The 18,366-nt window shown below is 69.8% G+C and carries 19 protein-coding genes; 9 read left to right on the top strand and 10 right to left on the bottom strand.

Annotation, left to right across the window (positions count from 1 at the left end):
- Positions 1-438 precede the first annotated feature (438 nt).
- The gene (locus ABD264_RS10685; protein WP_144942332.1) at positions 439-939 is read right to left on the bottom strand and encodes a DUF779 domain-containing protein; all 501 of its coding nucleotides are present in this window, start codon (positions 937-939) and stop codon (positions 439-441) included.
- Between the two features lie 32 nt (positions 940-971).
- On the opposite strand from ABD264_RS10685, the gene ABD264_RS10680 reads away from it, so the two are divergent.
- The gene (locus tag ABD264_RS10680; RefSeq protein ID WP_153245902.1) at positions 972-1,142 is read left to right on the top strand and encodes a hypothetical protein; all 171 of its coding nucleotides are present in this window, start codon (positions 972-974) and stop codon (positions 1,140-1,142) included.
- Positions 1,143-1,230: 88 nt separating this feature from the next.
- Here the strand turns inward: ABD264_RS10680 and exaC are convergent, their stop codons facing one another.
- The 4 genes from exaC to ABD264_RS10660 all read right to left on the bottom strand — a co-directional run bounded on the left by exaC (position 1,231) and on the right by ABD264_RS10660 (position 7,003).
- On the bottom strand, positions 1,231-2,754 hold the full coding sequence (exaC, locus tag ABD264_RS10675) for an acetaldehyde dehydrogenase ExaC (protein ID WP_290498592.1): 1,524 nt from the start codon (positions 2,752-2,754) through the stop codon (positions 1,231-1,233).
- Between the two features lie 161 nt (positions 2,755-2,915).
- Positions 2,916-4,352 carry a dicarboxylate/amino acid:cation symporter gene (locus ABD264_RS10670; protein WP_303106048.1) on the bottom strand — a complete coding sequence of 479 codons (1,437 nt, stop codon included), beginning with the start codon at positions 4,350-4,352 and terminating at the stop codon, positions 2,916-2,918.
- Positions 4,353-4,467: 115 nt separating this feature from the next.
- A complete protein-coding gene (locus ABD264_RS10665) occupies positions 4,468-6,204 on the bottom strand; it encodes a DUF885 domain-containing protein (RefSeq protein WP_303106049.1) in 1,737 nt (578 codons plus the stop codon).
- 103 nt (positions 6,205-6,307) lie between these two features.
- On the bottom strand, positions 6,308-7,003 hold the full coding sequence (locus tag ABD264_RS10660) for an IclR family transcriptional regulator (RefSeq protein WP_344205976.1): 696 nt from the start codon (positions 7,001-7,003) through the stop codon (positions 6,308-6,310).
- Here ABD264_RS10660 and ABD264_RS10655 point away from each other — a divergent pair.
- The 3 genes from ABD264_RS10655 to ABD264_RS10645 are packed head-to-tail and all read left to right on the top strand — an operon-like array spanning position 6,996 to position 8,155.
- On the top strand, positions 6,996-7,388 hold the full coding sequence (locus tag ABD264_RS10655) for an MFS transporter (RefSeq protein ID WP_344205974.1): 393 nt from the start codon (positions 6,996-6,998) through the stop codon (positions 7,386-7,388). The two genes, ABD264_RS10660 and ABD264_RS10655, sit on opposite strands and share 8 nt — an antisense overlap.
- 50 nt (positions 7,389-7,438) lie before the next feature.
- Positions 7,439-7,882, top strand: a complete 444-nt coding sequence (locus ABD264_RS10650) for an MFS transporter (protein ID WP_344205972.1) — start codon at positions 7,439-7,441, stop codon at positions 7,880-7,882.
- Positions 7,883-7,900: 18 nt separating this feature from the next.
- Positions 7,901-8,155, top strand: a complete 255-nt coding sequence (locus ABD264_RS10645) for a hypothetical protein (RefSeq protein WP_222128305.1) — start codon at positions 7,901-7,903, stop codon at positions 8,153-8,155.
- A 15-nt stretch (positions 8,156-8,170) separates the two neighbouring features.
- Here the strand turns inward: ABD264_RS10645 and ABD264_RS10640 are convergent, their stop codons facing one another.
- Positions 8,171-9,310, bottom strand: a complete 1,140-nt coding sequence (locus ABD264_RS10640; protein ID WP_344205970.1) for a MauE/DoxX family redox-associated membrane protein — start codon at positions 9,308-9,310, stop codon at positions 8,171-8,173.
- Between the two features lie 356 nt (positions 9,311-9,666).
- On the opposite strand from ABD264_RS10640, the gene ABD264_RS10635 reads away from it, so the two are divergent.
- The gene (locus ABD264_RS10635; RefSeq protein WP_153245901.1) at positions 9,667-9,807 is read left to right on the top strand and encodes a hypothetical protein; all 141 of its coding nucleotides are present in this window, start codon (positions 9,667-9,669) and stop codon (positions 9,805-9,807) included.
- Between the two features lie 13 nt (positions 9,808-9,820).
- Here ABD264_RS10635 and ABD264_RS10630 read toward each other — a convergent pair whose 3' ends face one another.
- From ABD264_RS10630 to ABD264_RS10620, 3 genes are all read right to left on the bottom strand, one after another.
- A complete protein-coding gene (locus tag ABD264_RS10630; RefSeq protein WP_344205968.1) occupies positions 9,821-10,117 on the bottom strand; it encodes an acyl-CoA carboxylase subunit epsilon in 297 nt (98 codons plus the stop codon).
- Positions 10,114-11,697: an acyl-CoA carboxylase subunit beta gene (locus tag ABD264_RS10625; protein ID WP_055084544.1), complete on the bottom strand. Its 1,584-nt coding sequence runs from the start codon at positions 11,695-11,697 to the stop codon at positions 10,114-10,116. The genes ABD264_RS10630 and ABD264_RS10625 overlap by 4 nt, the downstream gene beginning before the upstream one ends.
- A 229-nt stretch (positions 11,698-11,926) precedes the next feature.
- Positions 11,927-12,220, bottom strand: coding sequence for a YciI family protein (locus ABD264_RS10620; protein ID WP_055084542.1), 294 nt, complete (start codon positions 12,218-12,220; stop codon positions 11,927-11,929).
- 244 nt (positions 12,221-12,464) lie between these two features.
- Here ABD264_RS10620 and ABD264_RS10615 point away from each other — a divergent pair, with 244 nt between their 5' ends.
- From ABD264_RS10615 to ABD264_RS10600, 4 genes are all read left to right on the top strand, one after another.
- Positions 12,465-13,499 carry a biotin--[acetyl-CoA-carboxylase] ligase gene (locus ABD264_RS10615; RefSeq protein ID WP_303106054.1) on the top strand — a complete coding sequence of 345 codons (1,035 nt, stop codon included), beginning with the start codon at positions 12,465-12,467 and terminating at the stop codon, positions 13,497-13,499.
- Entirely contained in the window at positions 13,496-14,038 is a 543-nt protein-coding gene (locus ABD264_RS10610) for a hypothetical protein (protein WP_144942325.1), read from the top strand. Before ABD264_RS10615 ends, ABD264_RS10610 begins: the two co-directional genes overlap by 4 nt.
- A gap of 65 nt (positions 14,039-14,103) precedes the next feature.
- A complete protein-coding gene (locus ABD264_RS10605) occupies positions 14,104-15,258 on the top strand; it encodes an adenylate/guanylate cyclase domain-containing protein (RefSeq protein ID WP_144942324.1) in 1,155 nt (384 codons plus the stop codon).
- On the top strand, positions 15,255-16,172 hold the full coding sequence (locus ABD264_RS10600) for a PP2C family protein-serine/threonine phosphatase (protein WP_144942323.1): 918 nt from the start codon (positions 15,255-15,257) through the stop codon (positions 16,170-16,172). Before ABD264_RS10605 ends, ABD264_RS10600 begins: the two co-directional genes overlap by 4 nt.
- A 75-nt stretch (positions 16,173-16,247) precedes the next feature.
- Here the strand turns inward: ABD264_RS10600 and ABD264_RS10595 are convergent, their stop codons facing one another.
- Entirely contained in the window at positions 16,248-18,362 is a 2,115-nt protein-coding gene (locus ABD264_RS10595; RefSeq protein ID WP_344205961.1) for an acyl-CoA dehydrogenase family protein, read from the bottom strand.
- Between the last annotated feature and the right edge of the window lie 4 nt (positions 18,363-18,366).

Here is an 18,366-nt window from a genome sequence, read left to right as displayed (position 1 = left end):
GGGGGAGCCCTCCGGGATCTCCGCCCCGCATCGACCCAGGCACCCCGGCCCATGAAAACCCGCATCGTTGTGATGCTTCTCGTGGCCGGGGGCGACATCCCTTCTGGACCTGCTGGCCGTGGCCTCTCGCCTGCTGCTCACACAGTTGCTCACGTCGGGGGCCGAGGTTCCAGGGGCCGTGCAGCGCATCGTGGTTCCTCTGGCCCGTACGGAGGACCGTCAGCCGCGCCACGAGCCGGGGACCCACGAGAACGTCAACGTCTGTGCTGTGCCCGCATGGGTGGAGCAGCCGGGGGTCCGTGGCGTAGCCCTTGACCCGCAGGGCGTCCGCGTGCGTGTTACGCGCAAGGAACTGAACCTCGGCGTGTGCCAGCTCCACGCGTGCCGAGAAAGGGATCTCCGAACGCCGGATGGTCCCAGGTCACCGCCATGTGTGTCCTAGACGGAGCACAGTTCGCTGCGCGTGAGGAAGCGCTTGCCCGTGGGGGTCTCCAGGGAAAATCCGGAGCCCCGGCCCGGGACCGCGTCAATCACCAGACGGGTGCGGCGCCACGCCTCGAACTGCTCGGCGGAGATCCAGAACTCCACCGGGCCCAGCGCGGATCCGTCCTGTGCCGTGAGATCGGCAACGCCGAGCAGGACGTCCGAATCCCCGGTGCGGAACTCGCCCGCCGGGAAGCACATGGGAGCGGACCCGTCGCAACACCCACCGGACTGGTGGAACATGAGCGCCCCGTGGCTCTCCCACAGCTGTCGCATCAGCTCCACGGCGGCCGGGGTGAACCCCACCCGCGACTCCGTCTCCCCGGCCACGGTGGCGGTGGCGGTGAGGGCCACGTCGATCCCGGGCGGGAACTCGACCGCGGACTCCTGCTCGCCATGGGGCCCGTTTTCGGGTCCGGCGGGAACCGACGCGGTGGTCTGTGCTCCGATGCTCATGTGCGGCCTCTGTTCGTGGTCGGGGACGCCCCATGGGGCGCATCGCGTGTGCCCCCAGCATGGTCGTGGAGGTGCGGCCGGGGGAAGAGATGGCTGGCAATTGTTCCGCCTGCGGCGGACGGGCTCGCCGCTACGTGGCGCTGGTCGGCAATCTCCTCGTCGCCTCGGGCCTCATGCTGGCGTTGCTGACCTTCTCGCCCTGACCCGGACCGTCCAGGGACGCCGGGACGACGACCCGGGGCGGGCACTGTGTGGACACCGCCCCGGGTCTAACCGCTGTCTCAGTGGGGTTTAGAAGAAGCCCTGCGGCGACTCGGTGTAGCTCACGAGCATGTTCTTCGTCTGCTGGTAGTGGTCCAGCATCATCAGGTGGTTCTCGCGGCCGATGCCGGATGACTTGTACCCGCCGAATGCCGAGTGCGCCGGGTAGCTGTGGTACTGGTTCACCCACACGCGGCCGGACTGGATGGCCCTGCCTGCGCGGTAGGCGGTGTTGCCGCTACGAGCCCACACACCGGCGCCCAGACCGTAGAGGGTGTCGTTGGCGATCGAGATGGCGTCGTCGTACGAGCCGAACTTCGCCACCGAGAGCACCGGCCCGAAGATCTCCTCCTGGAAGATGCGCATGTTGTTGGTGCCCTCGAACACGGTGGGCTGCACGTAGTAGCCGCCGGCGAGGTCGCCCTCGAGCTCCGCGCGCTCGCCGCCGATGAGCACCTTCGCCCCCTCCTTCTTGCCGATGTCGAGGTAGGACAGGATCTTCTCCAGCTGGTCGGTGGAGGCCTGCGCGCCGATCATGGTGTCGGTGTCCAGGGGGTTGCCCGCCACGATCTTGGACACGCGGTCGATGCCGTCCGCGAGGAACTGGTCGTAGATGGACTCCTGAATCAGGGCGCGGGACGGGCACGTGCAGACCTCGCCGGAGTTCAGAGCGAAGAACGCGAAGCCTTCCAGCGCCTTGTCGTAGAAGCCGTCCTTCTGCTGGGCGACGTCCTCGAAGAAGATGTTGGGCGACTTGCCGCCGAGTTCCAGGGTGACCGGGATGATGTTCTCGGACGCGTACTGCATGATGAGTCGGCCCGTGGTGGTCTCACCGGTGAACGCGATCTTGCGGATGCGCTTGTTGGACGCGAGCGGCTTGCCGCACTCGACGCCGAAGCCGTTGACGATGTTGACCACGCCGTCCGGGACGAGGTCCTGGATCAGCTCCATCAGCACGAGGATCGAGGCGGGAGTCTGCTCGGCGGGCTTGAGCACCACACAGTTGCCGGCGGCCAGCGCCGGGGCGAGCTTCCACACGGCCATGAGGATGGGGAAGTTCCAGGGGATGATCTGGCCGACGACACCGAGGGGCTCATGGAAGTGGTACGCCACGGTGTCCTCGTCCAGCTGCGAGAGATGGCCCTCCTGCGCGCGGATCGCACCGGCGAAGTACCGGAAGTGGTCGATGGCCAGGGGGATGTCCGCGTTGAGGGTCTCGCGGACCGGCTTGCCGTTGTCCCAGGTCTCGGCGACGGCGATCAGCTCGAGGTTCTCCTCCATGCGGTCCGCGATCTTGTTGAGCATGATCGCGCGCTGCGTGGGCGTGGAGGCGTTCCACGACGGTGCGGCGGCCCAGGCCGCGTCCAGCGCGGCCTCGATGTCCTCCGCGGTTCCGCGCCCGACCTCTGTGAACGCCTGGCCCGTGACCGGGGTGACGTCCTCGAAGTACTGACCCTTGACCGGCGCCACCCACTGGCCTCCGATGAAGTGCTCGTAGCGGGGCTTGAAGGTGACGACCGAGCCGTCCTTGCCGGGCTGTGTGTACACGCTCATGAAACCGACCGTCCTGTCTGCGGAAGTGATGTGCACCACATCCTAACGGTCATCGGTGCCCGCGTACACGCCCCCCTTTGTGGGACGCGGAAGGGCGGCCCGGGAGACTCCGGACCGCCCTTCCGCACCGTCGCCGTACCGACAGTCGCGGGTTGGGGAACCTACTCGGTGCGCTGGCCGTCGGACGGGCCCGCGGGGGCGTAGGCCGAGGCTCCGGACGCCGAGGCGGTGGCGAGCTCGGGATCCGACGACGCGGCGTCGTCGTCGTTGCCGAAGTCGCCGTGGCGCGGGGCGTTGTAGAGGTCCATGTCGAGGATGCCCTCGCGCTTGGAGACGATGGCCGCCACGAGCGCCTGGCCGGTCACGTTGAGGGCGGTGCGGCCCATGTCGATGATCGGGTCCACGGCGAGCAGCAGGCCCACACCGTCCAGGGGCAGGCCCAGGGTGGACAGCGTCAGGGTCAGCATCACGGTGGCGCCGGTGGTCCCGGCCGTGGCGGCGGAGCCGAGCACGGAGACCAGGGCGATCAGCACGAAGTGCATGGGCGTGAGGTCAACTCCGTAGAACTGCGCCACGAAGATGGCCGCGACCGCGGGGTAGATCGCCGCGCAACCGTCCATCTTGGTGGTGGCGCCCAGCGGGATGGCGAAGGACGCGTAGTGCGTGGGCACGCCCAGGTTGCGCTCGCTGACGTGCTGGGTCACGGGCATGGTGCCCAGCGAGGAGCGGGAGACGAAGCCCATCTGCATGGCCGGCCACACACCGGTGAAGAACTGCTTCACGGACAGGCCGTTGAGCTTCACGAGCACCGGGTAGACGACGAACGCCACGAGCAGCAGGCCCACGTAGATGGTCAGCACGAACTTCACGAGCGAGCCCATGGAGGTCCAGCCGTACTCGAACACGGCGGTGCCGATCAGGCCGAGCGTGCCGAGGGGAGCGAGGCGGATGATCCACCACACGACCTTCTGCATGATCGCGAGGCCGGACTGCATGAAGGTGAGGAACGGGGCGGCGGCCTTGCCGGTCTTCAGCGCGGCGATGCCGACCACCAGGGAGACCACCAGGATCTGCAGGATGTTGAAGTTCACGGAGGTCTTCACGGTCTCCGGGTCCAGGACCTTGGAGGTGGTCTCCAGGCCCAGGACGTTCACGGGGATCAGGCCCTTGAGGAACGCGAGCCAGGAGCCCTCGGTGCCGGAGTACGCCCCGGGCTGCGCCTGGCCCGTGCCCACGCCGGGCTGGGCGACGACGCCGAGCACCATGCCGATCACCACGGCGATCAGGGACGTGATGGCGAACCACATGAGGGTCTTCCACGCGAGGCGGGCCGCGTTGGAGACGTCGCGCAGGTTGGCGATCGAGGAGATGACGGCGGTCACGACCAGCGGCACCACGGCGGCCTTGAGGATCGTGACGTAGCTGGAGCCGATGGTGTCCAGGGTGGTCATGAGCCAGTTGGGGCTCTCCTCGGCGTCCCCGCCCATGGCTGCTGCCACGGACCCGAGGAGGACACCCAGCACGAGGGCGATGAGGATCTGCCACCCGAAGGACGTCATCCAGCGCGGGAGACGGCGGGTACTTTCTGCGGAATTCATACCGGAAACAATAGGGCGACGAATCATAAACTGCACGCGGCCCGTGACGAAATATTACGCAGAGACCCGGGAATAAACCCCGTGTTCCCGGGGGAATCCCCGGGAACACGGGGCCTCACAGGGCGAGGGCGTAGGTGAGTGTGTCCAAGCCCACGGAGCCCAGCCGCAGAGCGCGGCTGTGGAAGCGCTTGAGGTCGAAGTCCTCGCCCTCCCGCGACATGGCCGCCTCGCGGGCGTCCAGCCACATCTGCAGCCCGATCCTGTAGGAGGGGGCCTGCCCGGGCCAGCCCATGTAGCGCAGCCACTCGAAGCGCAGCGTGCCCTCGGCCATGGCGACGTTGTGGCGCAGGAACTTCCAGCCGTCCCCGGGGTTCCAGGTCTCACCCGCGCGCGCCCCGCCGAGCAGGTCCCCGAGGTCCGAGGGGATCTCGAAGCCGCAGTGGAATCCCACGTCGAAGATCACCCGCACGGTGCGCAGCCGCTGCGAGTCGAGCATGCCCATGCGGTCCCCCGGGTCGTCGAGGAAGCCGAGCTCGTCCATGAGACGCTCTGCGTACAGGGCCCAGCCCTCGCCGTGACCGGACACCCAGATGCCCATGCGGCGCCACTCGTTGAGCTCGCCCGCGTTGGCCAGGGCGGTGGCGCACTGCAGATGGTGGCCCGGAATGCCCTCGTGGTAGACGGTGGTGGTCTCCTCCCACGTGTTGTGCTGGGACACGCCCTCCGGCACGGACCACCACATGCGTCCGGGGCGGGAGAAGTCGGCACTCGGCGGGGTGTAGTAGATGATGCCGTCGTGTGTGGGGGCAATGCGGCACTCCAGCGTGCGCATGGGTTCGGTGATCTCGAAGTGCGTTCCGGACATTTCCGCCAGGGCGGTGTCCGAGAGCTGCTGCATCCACGCCTGAAGCTCCTCGGGGGAGTGCAGCTGGCGCGCGGGGTCCTCGTTCAGCGCGGCCATGGCCTGCTGCACGGTGGCCCCGGACAAGATCTGGTCCGCGACGGCGCGCTGCTCGGCGTCCAGCTCCAGCAACTTCTGCACGGCCCAGTCGTAGACCTCACGGGGGTCCCGGCGGGCGCCGAGGAAGGAGGCGAGGTGCAGTCGGTAGTCCTCGAGTCCGCACGCGCTGCTCTCCCGGGCGCCAGGGGCGAACTCTTCGCGCAGGGACCGGGCGATCTCCCGGTAGGCCGCGCGGGCGGCGTCGGCGGCACGGGCGAGGTCCTCCCGCACGTGCTCAGGTGCGGAGGGATCGTAGGCGAGCGTGGCGAAGGAGCCCTCGTCGGAGGCGTACTGCTCCGCCTGCGTGGCGGCCTCCACGATCTGCGGCGCGGCCGGTGGCCGGTTCAGTGAGACGGCCTCGCGCAGGCCCTCGCGGTACTGCTCCAGCGCGGCGGGGATGTTGGCCATGCGCCCCGCGAGGTGGCGCCAGTCCTGCTCGGTCTCGCGTGGCATTGCGTCCAGGATCTGGCGGATGCCCTGCACGGGGGACTCGATGTTATTGACCACGGCGACATCCAGGTTGGCCGCGTGGCGGTCCCGTTCCAGCTCGAGCTCGTTGCGCATGGCGTGCAGGGTCACCCGGTCCACGTCGTCCTCGGGGGTCACGTCGTCCAGGCGTGCGAGGGTGGAGCGGACGAGCTCGGCACGGGCCGCACGGCCGGCGGGACCGAAGTCAGGGTACTCGGTCTCGTGCCCCGGGAGGCCCAGGAAGGTGGCGCCGCTCGGATCCAGGGCGAGGGTCTCGTGGAAGTAGGCCTCGGCGAGCCGGTCGGCGGCCGTGGCCGTGCGCTGCGTGGAACCCAGGGGTGCGAGGGATTCGTGGGAATGGGGTGCGGTGTCGGAGTGAGTCACGGAATGTCACCCTAGTCACACTGCCGACACGGACAAGCATCGCCGCGCTGGTCGGCACCACCGGCCAGCGGCGGATCACCGTGCCGGCAGGACCGGTCCGAGCTCACGCGTGGCGTCGATAAGTGGGGGAACGTGCTCCTCGAGCTGGGTCGCCGTGCTGCGGAACAGGGGAGCCGCAAGTGCCACGGCACCCAGCAGCCGCCCGGACGGGGGCCGTGATCGCCACCATGCCGAGGTCGTTCTCCTCGCTCTGGGACGTCCAGACTCCCTCGCGGGCGGTGACGACCTGGCGGGCGAGCTCGTCCCGGTCCGTGAGCGAGTGCGCCGTGCGCGGTTCGAACTCGATGTCCCGCAGCAGCTGCTCGCGAGCGGCGGGCTCGGAGAGGGCGAGCAGGATCTTGCCTGATGCCGTGCTGTGCAGTGCCGCGCGGTCACCCGGATCCGTGGTGGCGCGGAACTGCGGACCGTCCTCCGTGCGCACGGTGAGGGCCCTGTCGCCGTCCGGCACATGGAGCACGGAGCTTTCCCGGGTGCGTTCGGTGAGCCGCTGCAGCACGGGGACGGCGGAGCTCTCGAAACCCTGGGGGGCCGCCACGGTGTGCGCCAGCTGGAACACGCGCAGTCCCAGGTGGTAGCGCTTGTCCTGCGCGTCGTATCGGGCGAAGCCGGTGGACACGAGCGTGTTCAGCAGCCGGTAGCACGTGCTGAAGGGGTGGGACGTCTTGCGCGCCATCTGGGCCGCAGTAACGCCGTCCGGGTGCTCTCCGAGCAGGGCGAGGGCGTCGAGGGCCTTGACCACGGTGCCGGCCTGGTGGCCGGTTCCGCCCCTGCCCCTGGTGGTTGTGGGTCCGCCCGACGTCGCCGCGTTCCTGGGCGGGGTGCTCGAGTACCACGACTTCTTCGGCTACGCGACGGCTGCCTCCGTGGTCTTCAGCCAAATCTTCTTCCTGGCCTGCGATGCCACGATCGCGCTGATCCCAGTCCTTCGCGATCTTCGGCGTGGGCGACCTTTTCCGTTCCCCGGGCGCATTCGTCTTCGGACACCTGAGCGAGAAGATCGGGCGCAAGAACATCTGGTCATCACGCTCGTGCTGATGGGCGCGGCCATCTTCCTGATCGGCATGCTCCCGGACTTCCACAGCCTGGCCACTGGGCGCCCGCGCTCTTCGTGCGGCTGCGCGTGATTCCGGGTCTCTCCGCCGGGGGTGAGACAGCCGGAGCGTCGTCGTTGGCCATGGAGGAGTCCCCGGTGGGGCACCGTGCGTTCTTCCCGAGCTTCGCGAGGAGCGGCATCTCCGACGGCCCCGTGATGTTCCGGACCCACTTCGCGCCGTTCGCGCAGGTCGCCCTGATGTCCTTCCAGACAGTCACCAACACTTTCATGCAGGCGTTCGGCCTGGCATGCGCCACGCAGGTCGTGGGGATCCCCACCGCGGCCATGCTGTGGGTCAGCAGCGTGGGCAACGTGTGCGCGATCGCCACGCAGCCGCTGTTCGCCAGGTTTTCCGACAGGTTCGATCGCAAACCCGTGTTCCTTGCGGGTGTCACCGGCTCCGCCGTGCTGATCTTCGGGTCCTTCACCGTGCTCTCTCCAGGCAACATCCCCGTGGTGTTCCTGGCAAGCACGCTGATCACGGCGGGCAACTACGTGCTGTCCAACTCCGTGTACCCCGGCTAATTTCCAGAGCTTTTTAGCGTGCGCGTGCGGTATTCGGGCATGGCGATCGGCCTGCAGATCGGCATTCTGTGTGCGGGCTTCACGCCCTCCCCTGGCACGGCTCTGGTGGGCGGGGATCCCGCCAACTGGGTCCCTGCGGCATGGATCGTGGCGGGCTCTTCGACCATCGCGATCGTGGGCGCGCTGTGGGCGCGGGAGACCTACCGCACGCCCCTGGACCGGCTGGGCCGCGGCGTCCACCACCCGCAGGCCGGGGAGGCGCTCACCCGGTAGTCCGCGTCCGCTGACTCAAGCGGTGAACCGGTCCTGCAGCTCCTGCAGCAGCTCCAGGACAACGCCTCCACCCACCACGGGCCCGCCCGCGAGCAGGCCGTCCGCGCCGAGCACCACGGCCCATATGGTTGCGGTCTGCTCGAAGACGACGGCGGCGGAGGAATCCGCGTCCACGAGCCCCGCCGCCCGCAGTGGGGCGGGGAGCAGGTCGAGGCTCTCCTCGCGGGAGACCACCGTGTGCAGGGCCACAGGGCCCAGATGGTCGCCGAGGGTTGCCAGTCGCTCGATCACGGGCACGCATTCGCCGCACGTGGGGTTCACGAAGAACAGGGCACGCGCCTCGATGGCCGCCAGTGCGCGCAGGGTCACGGAGCCACTTTCGCGGTTTCGCAGCACTGTGTGGGGGATTGGGGCGCGCTCGTAGTCCGCTTCGAGATCTGCTTCGTTGTCCGTGCTGTCCGTGCTGTCCGTGCTGTCCGTGCCGACGACGCCGTTGCCCGCCGCCGCGGCCTCCTCCGGCCCCGCACCGTGGCCCGTCGCCGTGAGCGGCGCCGTACGCAGGGAGGTTGTTTCGGCGTCGTCGTACCCGCGTCGAGGCGGCAGCGCAGGCAGCTGTGAGACGTCGGGCGCGGAGCGGTCGCGGCCGTCGCGCTCGGCCCAGAGGCAGAGCAGGAGCAGCAGAACCGGGACGAGCAGGGCGAGTCGGGTCCCCCACGGCAGCGGGACCACCGGGCCGCGGGGCTCGGTCACCGTCACGGCGAGCAGGGCGAGTGCGGCGACCATCGTGAAGGCCGTGTTGCGCACGACCGTGCGTGCGGAGACCGGCGCCCGGGACAGCGCGCCGAAGCAGCCGCACGGGGCGGGATCGGGCCGGCGGGACTCGGGCACCACCGCCGCAGTGAACAGGACAAACAGTGTCAGAGCCGCGGCGCTCGCGAGCCACAGTAGAGCGCCAGCGGTGAGCACCAGTGCGAGGGCCACGAAGATCTCCACCCACGGCAGCACTTCACGGAGCCATCGGCCACGCAGGAACCGGGGGAGGGGAAGTCCCGCCACGAGCTGCAGGCTCGCACCGGGGGACACGAGTTTGGCTGTCCCGCTCACGAGCAGGACTGCGGCGAGGGAGACGAGGAGGGAGAGGGGGAGGGCGGTCACGCGCCCATTGTCCCAGGCAGGTGTCCCGGGCGGGTCCGGCACCGCCACCAACGCTGTGTGTTCCATGACATGTCATGCAGCGTGGCGCGCAGCAGAAACGGAGTCCCCGAGAAGGTGCCCCTCGACGCGTCTGATCCGTCGGGGGTTCGGGCGCCGGACCCTCGCCAAGGACGCGGTGTGGGCGGTGCCAACGATAGCCCTGGCGGTAGCGGCGCCCGCCGACGCCGCCTCGCGGGCGTCTGTGGCGGCTACGAGCGCAGCCTCGAACAGGGGTCAGGAACGGTCAACTACCAGATGCTGGTGGTCTCGCTCGGCATCCGGGCATCCAGTCCCAGTTCCCCGAGATCCTGGACAGCGTGCTGAGCGCGATGGAGGTTGCCCGTTGTGGAGACAACAACGGCAACGACTCCTCCACCATCTCTGTGGACAAGTCGAGTGCGTACCAGCTTCCTGCGGGCCAGAACCCGGTCGCCGTGGTTGTTCCTGCCCACGCGTGAACGGCTTCCACGGTCACCGCTCCGGCTGTGCCCTCCGCCACGCACCCCGGCCGGGGCGCAGCCGCAGACCCAGCCGCAGCCGGCGGGACTGCGCCTTGGGGGTTTTGCGGGGCGTGGCCCCGCCGCTCTTCTCCTCCGCGGCCGGCCGGGCGCTGAACAGTGCCACGAGCACTGCGAGCTCCTCTGGCGTGGGGTTGCCGCGGGTGACCGTGAACAGCGGCTCCTGCTGGCTCGTGGCCTCGGGCAGTGAGGCCACGGCCGCGGTGCGGGGATCGACGCCCGGGAGCGCCGGCGCGTTGGGGACGCTCACAGCGGAATGTTCCCGTGCTTCTTGGCTGGCTGGGACGCACGCTTGTCCGCGAGGCCGCGCAGCGCCTTGATGATCTGCTCGCGGGTCTCCGACGGGCAGATGACGGCGTCCACGTAGCCGAGCTCAGCGGCCTGGTAGGGGTTGAGGAGGTCCTCCTCGAACTTCTGGGCCAGCTCCGAGCGCAGAGCGTCGTCGTCCTCGCCGTTCTCCTTCGCGGCCTTGAGATCCCGGCGGTAGAGGATCTCCACCGCCCCCTGCGAGCCCATCACGCCGATCTGCGCGGTGGGCCATGCGAGGTTGATGTCCGCACCGAGCTTCTTGGAGCCCATCACGATGTACGCACCGCCGTAGGCCTTGCGGGTGATCACGGTGACCAGCGGCACCGTGGCCTCCGCGTAGGCGTACAGCAGCTTGGCGCCGCGGCGGATGATGCCGTTGAACTCCTGGTCCGTGCCGGGGAGGAACCCGGGGACGTCCACGAACGTGAGGATGGGAATGTTGAACGCGTCGCAGTGGCGCACGAAACGGGCAGCCTTCTCGGAGGCGGCGATGTCCAGGGTGCCGGCGAACTGCATGGGCTGGTTCGCCACGATCCCCACGGTGTGGCCTTCCACCCGGGCGTAGCCGACCATCACGTTGGGCGCGTAGAGCTCCTGGACCTGCATGAAGTGGCCGTCGTCCACGACCGTCTCGATCACGGTGCGCATGTCGTAGGGCTGGTTCGCGGAGTCCGGGATGAGCTCGTCCAGGGCGAGGTCCTCGTCCGTGGTCTCCTCCACCTGGTCGTGCTCCAGCACGGGGCTGTCCTGCAGGTTGTTGCCGGGCAGGAACTCGAGCAGCTCGTGCACGAAGTCGAAGGCGTCCTGCTCGTCCGAGGCCAGGTACGCCGCCGTGCCCGTGCGCTCGTTGTGCGAGCGGGCGCCGCCCAGGGTCTCCATGTCCACGGTCTCGCCCGTGACGGTCTTGATGACGTCCGGGCCGGTGATGAACATGTGGGAGGTCTTGTCCACCATCACCACGAAATCGGTCAGGGCGGGGGAGTAGGCGGCACCGCCGGCGCACGGGCCCATGATGAGTGAGATCTGCGGGACCACGCCGGAGGATCGCACGTTCATGCGGAAGATGTCCGCGAACATCGCCAGGGAGGCCACGCCCTCCTGGATGCGCGCGCCGCCGCCGTCGTTGATCCCGATCACGGGGCAGCCGTTGCGCAGCGCGAACTTCTGGACCTTGACGATCTTCTCTCCGTTGACCTGGGAGAGGGAGCCGCCGAACACGCCGAAGTCCTGCGAGTAGACCGCCACGAGGCGCCCGTCCACGGTGCCGTAGCCGCTGACCACACCGTCCCCGAGCAGCTTCTTCTTCTCCATGCCGAACATCGTGCTGTGGTGCACGGCCAGCGCGTCGAACTCCACGAAGGACTCGGGGTCCAGCAGCATCTCGATGCGCTCGCGCGCGGTGTTCTTCCCGCGCGAGTGCTGCTTCTCCACCGCGCTCTGTCCTGCAGGCACGGCGGCCTCCTCGCGGCGCTGCCGGAAATCGGCGATCTTGCCTGCGGTGGTGGACAGGTCGTGGCTCATGGGACCTCGCGTTGTCGAGACGGATGACGGGGCGGGCAGCCGCGCGGGTGCCCAGGATCGGGTTCCAGTGTAGTTGCAGCACTCCCGGGCATGTTTGTAGAGGTCCCACAATCTGTGCGGCTTTTCTTGCCCGTGGGCACGCTGTTCCCGTCCGGGCCTCCGGTGGATTCCTCCGGACGACGACGCCGCAGCGCCGGCCTCCGCGCGCACCACTCCACCCCTGCGCGTCTCAGGAGCCCTGCGGCGCCCCGCCCACGGAGCCGATGGTCACGTTCCACGGCTGGATCTCGTGCTCGGTGACGGCGCCGTGCACCACCAGGGGGTCCTTCGCCACGATCTCCTCGACCTCCCGCTGGGAATCCGCTGAGAAGATGATCAGGGCCGCGTCGTCCCCCAACGGCCCCGAGGCGAGATTGCGTCCCTGCTCGTTCAGCTCACGGAGGTAGGCGCGGTGCGCGGGGCGGTGCTCGGCGAGGACCTCCTGTGGGCCGCCGTAGATGTAGGTGAGGGCAAAGATGCTCATGGGGTTCCTCTCATGGACTCTCGTGGTGCGCCCTAGCATAGGTGGGTCCCTCGTGCGCGGACCGGGGACGCGAACCGGGAGCCGAACCGGGGCTCGGGCCGGGACCGGTTCGGTTCGCCCGCGGTGCCGGGCGAACTCGCAGGTGGTGGCCGCTGTGGAGGTCGGGGACCCCACCTAAAATGTCACGGGTGCGGGCATGCCCCCGTGCCCAGGACCGCAGCAGAAGAGCAGAAATAGAGGACCCATGGACGCCACCACCGACCAGCCCGCCGCGGACTACCGTGCCGAGGACGCGGCGCGCGCTCTGCGGGGTGCCGGGTGGGGCGAGGTCGAGGTGCTGGACACGGTGGCCTCCACGAACGCGTGGCTCGCGGAGCGGATCGCGGCGGCGGCCTGGGACCAGACTGGTGGGGGAGCGTCCCACGGGGCCACCCTCGCAGAGTCCTCGCCCCGACGGGCAGCGCCCCGAGATTCCGCGCCCTGCGCGCCAGCACCCGGAGACGCCGCGCCCGCAGGGTCCGCGCCCCGTGCGGTGGTGGCCGGGTTCCAGGCCGGCGGGAGGGGCAGGCTGAACCGCCAGTGGGTGACACCGCCCGGCACCGCGGTGACCTTCTCCGTGGCGTGCGTGCCGGTGGACCACGCCGGACGCGCCTGGAGTCCTGAACTCGTCCCGTGGCTCACCCTGCTCATGGCGCACGCCGTCACCGGTGCGGTGCGGGACCTCACCGGCGCACCTGCCACCATCAAGTGGCCCAACGACGTCCTGGTCCACGACCGCAAGCTCTGCGGCATCCTGGCCACCATGGTCCCAGCCGCGGCAACCGGCGGTGCAGGAGCAAGCAGCGCCCCCACGGTGGTTGTGGGCGCGGGCATAAATGTCGCGCAGACCGAGCTGCCGGTGCCCACCGCCACGTCCCTGCGCCTGGAAACCGCCGCCGACACCTCCAGCGACGACGCCGCCGTCCCCAACCGGCCCGCCGTTCTCACCGCCGTGCTGGAGCGCCTCGCGGACCTCGTGTCGCGCGTGGGCGAGGACCCCGCCCGCGAGCTCGGCCCCCACGGAAGCGTGCGGACGGAGATCGAGGCGCGGCTGGACACCATCGGCCGCCGCGTCGCGGTGCAGCTGCCGGGCACGGACCAGCCCGCCGTGGGAACCGCCGTGGGCCTCGGCGCCGCCGGTCAGCTGGTGGTGCGGGGACAGGACGGCGCCCTGCGAGAGTTCTCCGCCGGCGACGTCGTCCACGTACGTCCCGCGGTCGGGCAGGCGGCCCGCGCGTGAGCCGTGCCGGCGCGCTGGCCCTGGCGCCCGGGGAGGAGACGGTGGTGTACACCCGCGCGCACCCCCTGAAACTCCTAGGCCCTGCGCTCGCCGCGTGGTTGATCGTGCTGTGCTACTCCGCGCTGAGCCGCGTCCTGGACCTGACCTGGCGGCCCACGGACACCCCCTGGACCACCGTGCACACCGTCGTGGGATGGGTGCTCGCGCTCGCCGCGCTGCTGGCCGCGTGGCACTTCGTGGTGGCGCCGGTCTGGCGGTGGCTGCGAACGCGCTTCGTGCTGACCACCCGGCGGCTCGCACTCGTTGGCCCGCCCGTGCGCAACGGTGAGGTCGCCCTGCCCCTGGAGGCCCTGCGCTCCGTGCGGGTGACCCGCGGAGCCGCGACGCCGGGCGAGGCACGGGAGAGCCTGGACCGGGGCACGGTGCTCGCGGACTTCGGCCACCTGGGAGGTCTCAAGCTCTCGGGCTGCCCCCAGCCGGCCCGGTTCGCGCAGCTGGTGCGCGAGTCCGCGGCGGGCGCGTCCAACTCGTGGGCCTAGAGTGGTGCAGACAACACCGTCGTGCCGGTACCGCCGGTAGTACAACAGCCAGCAAGGAGGACCGGGTGGCCGATGCCCCCTCTGACGACCCGCAACGGTACGCGACGGGTCCCCAGACAGAGCAGCTGAACCTGAACCTGAACAACCCTGTGCAGTCCAACCTGTACGGCTCGGATGAGTCCCAGGCGGCCGTGCGCCACCTCGATTCCCTGCTGCTGGGCTCCCAGCGCAACCTGCGCCGTCGTGAAGCCGCGCGCGAAGCCGGTCTGTCCACGGCGTCGGCCCAGAAGATCTGGCGCGCCCTGGGCTTCCCCAACCTCAGCGACGACGACGTCTACTTCACGGGCGAGGACGTCCGCGCCCTGCGCGTGGTTTCCAACCTCGTCCAGGAGGAAAAGCTCAGCGAGGAGGCGGCCCTGTCCCTGGCCCGCTCCGTGGCCCAGCTGACGGACCGCATGGTCGTGTGGCAGATCGAGGCACTCGTGGAGGACATGGTCGCCCACCGGGACATGACGGACGCCGCTGCCCGCCGCGAGCTGCTGCGGCTGCTGCCCGAGCTGCTGGAGCCCCTCGAGCAACTGCTTGGCTACGCGTGGCGCCGTCAGCTCTCGGCGGCCGTGCAGCGGCTGGCTATGAGGGGCGAGCGCGCAGACGGCTCCACCGTGAGCCTCAACGACGTCGATCCCGGCGGCGGCGCGCTGCCCCTGGCCCGCGGTGTCGGCTTCGCGGACCTCGTCTCCTACACCTCCCTGTCCCGGCAGATGAACGAGCGCACGCTCGCGAACCTCGTCCAGCGCTTCGAGAAGCGCTGCGCGGAGGTCATCTCGATCGGAGGCGGGCGCGTGATCAAGACCATCGGGGACGAGGTCATGTTCCTCGCGGAGACCCCGGATGGTGGCGCGCAGATCTCCCTGGCGCTCGCGCGGATCATTCGTGAAGACCCCCTGCTCCCGCAGGCGCGCGTGGCCTTCGTGTGGGGGCGCGTACTGCCGCGCCTCGGTGACCTCTACGGGCCCACGGTGAACCTGGCCTCCCGGCTGGTGGCCCTCACCGAACCGGGCGGCGTGATGGTGGACGCCTCCACCGCCAAGGTCCTGGAGGGGGACGAGCGCTTCGTCCTCACCCCCCAACCCACTCGTAACGTGCGCGGTTTCGGGGACGTGCGCCCGGTGTCGATCAGCCAGGGCCGTGGGCCCCTCCTCGAGGAAGAGGTCGAATGAGCGAAGCACTCACGATCCGGTCGGGCGGAGTCACGGACCGTGGCCTGCGCCGCGAGACGAACGAGGACGCCCTGATCGTGACCGACACGATGTGCGCCGTCGCGGACGGCATGGGCGGCCACGAGGCCGGCGAGGTGGCCAGTGCACTGTGCGTCGCGACCCTCGGCGCCTCGGACCTGTTCTCCCTGGACGACTTCCGCGACTACCGGATCACGGAGCCCGAGCCGGGTTCCGACGTCGCCCGCTTCCGCGCGACCATCGACCGCCAGCTCAAGCTGGACCCGGACGTCCCCAACGGGGCGCTGGACGCCGTGCACCGCGTGCGTTCGGTGCTGTGGGAGGCGGACCAGGCCATCCAGGCGCAGTGCGGCACCCGGGCCGGGACCACGGTCACCGGTGCGTGGCTCGTGGAGATCGAGGGCGCGTGGCTGTGGATCATCTTCAACGTGGGGGACTCCCGCACCTACCAGCTCACGGGTCCGCTCGTGGGCGAGGAGGTCACGGAGGCCTCCGGCCCGGTGGGGGTCACCCAGCTGACTGTGGACCACTCGGAGGTGCAGTACCTGGTCTCGATCGGGCAGCTGACTCCCGCGCAGGCGCTCGTGCACCCGCGCCGCAACGTGATCACCCGGGCACTGGGCACGGGACAGATCTGGGAACCGGACGTGGTCGTGGTGCCCGCGGTGCCGGGCCAGCGGCTGCTGATGTGCTCGGACGGTCTCACCGGCGAGCTCTCCCCGGCGCACATCGCGCGCGTCCTGCACTCGGTGCGCCACCCCAAGGAGGCGGCGGACGTGCTCGTCCAGGCGGCCCTGCGCACCGGCGGCCGGGACAACGTGACGCTGGTGGTCGCGGACGCCCTCGACGCCGAGGATCCAGCGGCCCACACCAGCACCATCCCGCGCGTCCGCTGAGACCCGCGCGCTGAAGCGGCCCCGCGGCGTCGTCGTCCGACGATGCCCCGGGGCCGCGTGCGTCAAGCGCGCCGGTCAGGCGTGGTGGCCGCGCGTCTGGGCTCCCGGGTCCTTGGCGGGCTTGGGCTCCTTGACGGGGGCGTCACCGCTGGCACGCAGCCGGCGGTAGTAGTCCTGCGCCTCCTGCTGACGCTCGGCCTCCACCGTGCCACCGATCTCCGCGCGCAGCAGCTCGGGGGAGAGCCCAAAGGCGTCCACGAGCTCCAGCGAGTACGGCCGCAGCCGCGCGATCAGGCGGTTGATGTAGGACTCCAGTGCACGGCCGCGGCGCATGGACAGGCGGCCGTAGGAGAGGTACCAGGCGAGGTCCTGCTCGATCAGGCGCAGGCCGAAGAGGTCCCGCAGCCACGTGAGCACGCGCTTGGTGTCCGGGTCCTCGATCTTCTCCAGACCGGAGGTGAACGCCTCCCACTGCAGCAGCTGCGCGTGGGAACGCGCTGCCTCCAGCAGCCGGTTCTGGTTGCGGTTGAAAGCCTCGGCCTGCTCGGTGCGGGACTTGCGGGCCACGGCGCGAAGCTCCTCCGCGACGTCCCCGACCATCGTCTGCACGCGGTCCGTGAGCAGCGCGCGCTGGGCGGCGGGATCGCGCAGGGCGTTGACGGACTTGCGGGAGTCCCCGGTGTCCGAGAACGCCTGGGTGAGCTTGCGCAGCCCCGAGCGGTTGAACCCCGCCTCGGTGGCACGGTCCGCCACGTAGCGGGCCATGACTCCCACGTCCGCGTTCTTGAACTCGGCCGAGTAGTCGTTGAGCAGGCGCTTGGCCACGAGCTGCAGCAGGATGGTGTTGTCGCCTTCGAAGGTCACATACACGTCCAGGTCCGCACGCAGCTCCACGAAGCGGTTCTTGGCCATGAAGCCTGCGCCGCCGCACGCCTCGCGGCACTCCTGCAGGGTGTCCAGGGCGCTCCAGGTGGACATGGGCTTGAACGCCGCCGCGAGGGTCTCGAGCTCCTGGCGGTTGCCGTCGGACTCGTCCTGCCCGGAGAAGACCTCGTGGAACTTGTCCAGCAGCTGCTGGTGGGCGAACGCCATCGCGTACGTCTCCGCGATGCGGGGAATCAGCCGGCGCTGGTGGCGCTGGTAGTCCAGCAGTGTCTGCTCGCGGATGTCCGAGTCCGAGGTGAACTGGCGGCGCTGCTCCGCGTAGCGCACGGCAATGCTCAGTGCGGCCTGGTTGGCGATCGTCGCCGCGCCGTCCAGGGACACGCGGCCCTGCACCAGGGTGCCGATCATCGTGAAGAAGCGGCGGCCCGGGGACGGGATGGGGGAGGAGTAGACGCCGTTCTCGTCCACGTCCCCGTACTTGTTGAGCAGGTTGGTGCGGGGCACGCGCACGTGGTCGAAGTGAAGGCGGCCGTTGTCGATGCCGTTGAGCCCGCCTTTGCGGCCGTCGTCCTCGCCGCCCACACCGGGCAGGAACTCGCCGTTCTCGTCGCGCAGCGGCACGTAGAGGCAGTGCACGCCGTGGTTCATGCCGTCCACGATCAGCTGCGCGAACACGGTGGCGGCTCGGCCGTGCAGGGCGGCATTGCCCAGGTAGTCCTTCCACGCCGCCTTGAAGGGGGTGTGGATCTCGAACTCGTCCGTCTCGGGGATGTACGTGGCGGTGGTGCCGATCGAGGCGACGTCCGAGCCGTGGCCGATCTCCGTCATGGCGAACGCGCCGGGCATGCTGAGGTCCAGGATGGCAGGCAGCCACTTCTTGTGGTGCTCCTCGGTGCCCAGGTTCAGCACCGCGGAGCCGAACAGACCCCACTGCACGCCGGACTTGATCTGCAGAGAGGGGTCCGCCAGCACGAGCTCCTCGAACGCGGAGAGGTTCGCCCCGGGGCTCATGGCGCCGCCCACGCTCTCGGGCATGCCCAGGTACTGCGGCCCGGCCTCGGTGAGCAGCTTGAGCTGCTCCAGCGTGGTGGCGCGCTGGTCCGCGACCGTCTGGTCGTACTTGGACTGGAAGCGGGGATCCTCGGCGCGCTTGCGGGCAGCCAGGCGGGCCTCGGGCCAGCGCCCGAGCAGGATGGCGCCGAGCTCGGCGGTGTCGATGCCCGACGGCGCGGTGGCACCCTCCTCGGGCAGGTCCTCGATGCGATCGGTGTCCGGAATGGTTCCGCTGACCGAAGTGGTGGACATGGTG

It is taken from the genome of Kocuria salsicia (assembly GCF_039532055.1).
In the GTDB taxonomy this organism is placed as follows: domain Bacteria; phylum Actinomycetota; class Actinomycetes; order Actinomycetales; family Micrococcaceae; genus Kocuria; species Kocuria salsicia.
The sequence above is the reverse complement of the archived record's forward strand: the minus strand, read 5'-3'. Positions and strand labels throughout refer to the sequence as shown.